At 41.9% G+C, this 3,926-nt stretch carries 4 protein-coding genes; 3 read left to right on the forward strand and 1 reads right to left on the reverse strand.

Annotated features, from left to right (window positions below):
* The 3 genes from ACYVJM_RS31835 to ACYVJM_RS31845 all read left to right on the forward strand — a co-directional run.
* Window positions 1–260: hypothetical protein (locus tag ACYVJM_RS31835; protein ID WP_461152160.1), on the forward strand; the 260-nt coding region annotated here is incomplete at its 5' end.
* Between the two features lie 574 nt (window positions 261–834).
* Window positions 835–1,407, forward strand: coding sequence for a replication/maintenance protein RepL (locus ACYVJM_RS31840; protein WP_461152161.1), 573 nt, complete (start codon window positions 835–837; stop codon window positions 1,405–1,407).
* A gap of 669 nt (window positions 1,408–2,076) precedes the next feature.
* On the forward strand, window positions 2,077–2,793 hold the full coding sequence (locus ACYVJM_RS31845; protein ID WP_461152162.1) for a hypothetical protein: 717 nt from the start codon (window positions 2,077–2,079) through the stop codon (window positions 2,791–2,793).
* A 230-nt stretch (window positions 2,794–3,023) separates the two neighbouring features.
* On the opposite strand, the gene ACYVJM_RS31850 is transcribed toward ACYVJM_RS31845, so the two are convergent.
* Window positions 3,024–3,599, reverse strand: a complete 576-nt coding sequence (locus ACYVJM_RS31850) for a porin family protein (RefSeq protein WP_461152163.1) — start codon at window positions 3,597–3,599, stop codon at window positions 3,024–3,026.
* Between the last annotated feature and the right edge of the window lie 327 nt (window positions 3,600–3,926).

The following is a 3,926-nucleotide window of genomic DNA, read 5'->3' on the forward strand; positions in this document are numbered from 1 at the left end:
CCTGGTCTATCCGAGGAGTCGAGAGAGACACCCGCGCCGTGATTGAGAAAGCCGCTGAACGAGCGGGTAAAACCATCGGCCAATATGTTAATGAAGATATCCGCAGCTTAGTACAAGGCCAGCTCACCCAATCCCAATTACCAGCCGCCCCGGTTGATATTCAGAACCAGATCGACCACTTAACCAAGATGGTCGAAGGGATCGCCAACCGAATGCCTGAACAAGGTAAGAAAAGCTTTTGGCAACGTCTGCTTGGGTAAACTCGAAACTGATTAGAAGGGAAAAAAACAGCGTGCGTTGTTGCGCAGTGCGTGGTGATTTTGTAAGTTCGCGTATTGAGTAGCCAGCCATGTTTCACCCCTAAAAAACCTCCTTGCAGTCGGTTTTTGTCGGGGTCGAAACGGCTGTCTTTCCCTCCGATTGTCGGGAAAGGAAAAGGCTCTGCTACCTTCGGCAACAGAGCCCTATTTCATACTCTCTTATCCAGTCAATGAGAGTCTCGCCTATCACTCGTCTAAATGTTGGCGGATACTGGTCGAATCCCCGACCAAAGTTCAAAATTACGAGCCTTGGTGTTGATGAGCAAAAAAGCGGAGTTCGCTACGCTCACAAGTGTATTTTAAGAACTTAAGAAGAGTTCTACATAAAATATTTTATAAAATACTGATTATTAACAATTTATAAGTTTCGTCAATTTAGCTATTAGTGAACTCAGAGTTAGCTAGTAGCTAAATTCAAGTTAGCAAAAAAAGAAAAAAAAGCTAACTTTCAGTTCAACCATATCGAACTTTTAGTTAGCTTTACAGCTTCTAATATTAGACTGCTAGTTCGCTAATGAAGTACAACAAGCTAACTGAGTATGAAACCAATAGAGTTAGTCCCTTTTTAGATGATACGGTACAACACATCGAGAAAGGGGAAAAGACGTTGCTATTCGGTCAAAAAAATCCTGATTTAATAATTGATAGTGATAGCCAGGTTAAAGGCCATTCGTTATTTGCTAGGAAAGTAACAGTTGACAAGGCTAAATTCATGAAGGTATTCATGACAGGTCTTAGCAACTGGTTCGACCTCTCGAAAGCAGGGATTAAGGTATTTGCCTACATTGCTAATCAGGTTCAACCAAACAGAGATACTTTCATCTTTGATATGGATGATTGTAAACAATTCACTGGTTATTCAGCAAAAAACTCAATCTTGAGTGGACTCGCTGAGTTGGTAGAAAACAAGTTTATTGCTCGTGGTCCAGCATTTAATATATACTATATCAATCCCACTGTTTTTTTCAACGGAGACCGCTTGACGTTTATAGAGCAGTACGAACTTGAGAAGAAGGACGAAAATGACCTAGACGTAGGGAAACCAGCACAAAACAACCTTAAAGAGCTCGCTCAGACATTGGCTTAAACGGAAACGAGCAATGCAGGGATGCAACTCGTCAGGGATAGGCCATACCACGTACAACAGTACGACAGCCTCGGATTGATAGCTTAAAGCCATCCGGGGTTTTTTCGTGTCCTACGGCCACGGGATTTTCTTAGGCATGGACCACCCCAACTGTACGCAAAAAAGACTACACCCGTAAGTGTAGTCTTCAAAGAGGAAGGGGATAGAAATAATCCTCAAAAGGATGTACATATCCAAAACGATTCACCTATTAAAGTGTTTTTGCGTACAGTTGGGGTGGTCCATGCCTAAGAAAATCCAGCCCGGTACGGGCTAACCTTGGTAGCTCTAAGCCAGATCGGGGCTTCTTCGTGTCCTTCGGCCACGAGGTTTTTTTAGGCATAGAGCACCCCTAACTGTACGAGCTGACGCACAAAGGCTTGGAAAGGGAATAAAAGAGTGCAGTTAGGGGTTGCTCTATGCCTAAAAAAACCCATCACTATCTAGGCGTCGCAGACACCGCTTATACTATGGTACTATAGGCTTTTGGGTGGCTTATTGGAGGCTTCCGGCAGGCTTTCCGGGTTTTTGCGGTAGGCTTTAGGGGTGGCTTTACTTTACATAATTGCACTTATACAACAGAATTTCCTTTTGGCCGTTCTGGCACTATCTCATCTATCAACTTTAATTATGATGCTTGATGTCACTCTATTTATTAGCTCCACAATCAAATCTTATAGATACTACCTTTTTTTAATACTCATTTTAGTATTTGTTTCTACCACCCTAAAAGCCCAATACATCACTAAATCAAGACCTATAGTAGGAGTTAAGGCAGGTGTATTTTTGTCCAAGTATAAATTTAGCCAGTTTCCCCAAAGGCCCCCGGTTCAAATAGGAACAGGTACGCTCAATCAGTATGGAACGTATGTTTCAGAGTTTCAGCCAAACTATTCACTAAGTGTTTTTTATAAGAATCTTATTTCTAAAACAACGTGGCTAGACTTAGAAGTAGGTGTCCGAACGAAAGGATATAGAAGTCAATATAATACACCAGGAGATACCCTATTCCGGCAAGAGGTAGCTAACCGGTTCATCTCAGTCTTTGCTACCGCATCCGTTCAGTTTGCCTTAACTCAGTTGTGGTACGTGAAGCCTGGTATTCGAGTAGATGCTTTGATTGGTAAAAACACGAATCCTACTTTCGATTATTGGGTATCCAGATATACACCATTTGAGTTTTCACCCGTGTTAGCTACAGGCATTATTTTACCTAGAATCAATATAGAGTTGGAAGTCAATCCCGGTTTAATGAATCTGGTTGTTTTTCCTCCTGCTTACAACGCTCAATCCTCAAGGCTTCGAAGTTTTACGACTGGAGTAAGTGTGGCTTATAAGCTCAGATAAGTCTAGCTAATTGTATTTTTCTTCAAGAAATGATGGCCGATTGTTATTCCATTTCAATTTAAAGTCTCCTAACATAAGATTAGTTATATAACAGGTCTAGGAATAGTACTAACTTACTGTGGGGCAGTTCGTTGTACTTTACCTAGACCTGTTCTATAACTAACAATATGTAAAGAGATTATTTATATAATCGTAGTCATACTGATCTTGCTAAGAAGAATGGAATAGGTCTATTTTATAAGAAAATTGAGGCCAATACTTCCCTGCCATCTTTGATAGGTTGATGTGTTGGTAAGCTCAGTCCAAGCTCGTTCTCCAATCCCCTCCAAAGCCCAACGTTTGGCTATGCGGAAGTGGATGCCTAATCCAGCAGATGTTTGCCAAGCCGTGTTTCGCTCGTAATTATAAGCGGTGGCTGGCAGATGGTGAACAGCGGCTTCCAAGGCCTCAACAGAGTATCTACTTTGGCCTACGCTTGCTCCTGCTTGCCCGAACAAGGCTAATTGTCTGTTGCGAATAAAATAGTAACGACTCGATAGACCAAGGCCTGTATAACGAGAAAAGTTGCCATTTACATTGTGACGACCCTCTACCGCTATTGACCAGCCGTCTTTGAGAAAGTATTGAATACGGGGAGCTAAATATTTTGTATCTCCACTGGAAGTCGGCCCAAAAGCACCCCCTACATTGATACCTGCGCTTAGATGGCCTTGGCCTAACAGCTCACTCTGTTTTTGGTCACCTGGCGATTGAGAAAACCCTAAAAAGGGCACTAAAAAACCCGTCAATAGTAAAAGCCTTTTCATGATCGTATGATGTTTTGTTGGCAGAAAGTTAGTGCCAGAACAATAAGATCAGAAGTGATTAAGGTCTTTTAACATTTCGACAGAAAGCTGTTGTATAAGTGCAATTATGTTAGTCTAAATGGTGTGTAAGACAATTTCACTGATTTGTCTTACAGCCCTTGTTACGTGTCTTACAATTTTCGGTTTTTGTCTTACACACCTAAATTTTGCCTAATTATGTGTCTTACACGTGTAAGACACAGCTATGGAAGACCTTACTACCACTCCTGACTCAACCAACGAGAACACCGAATCCACGAAAGGGAGCAACCCCGTTACCTGGTCTAT

This window comes from Spirosoma pulveris, from assembly GCF_054781875.1.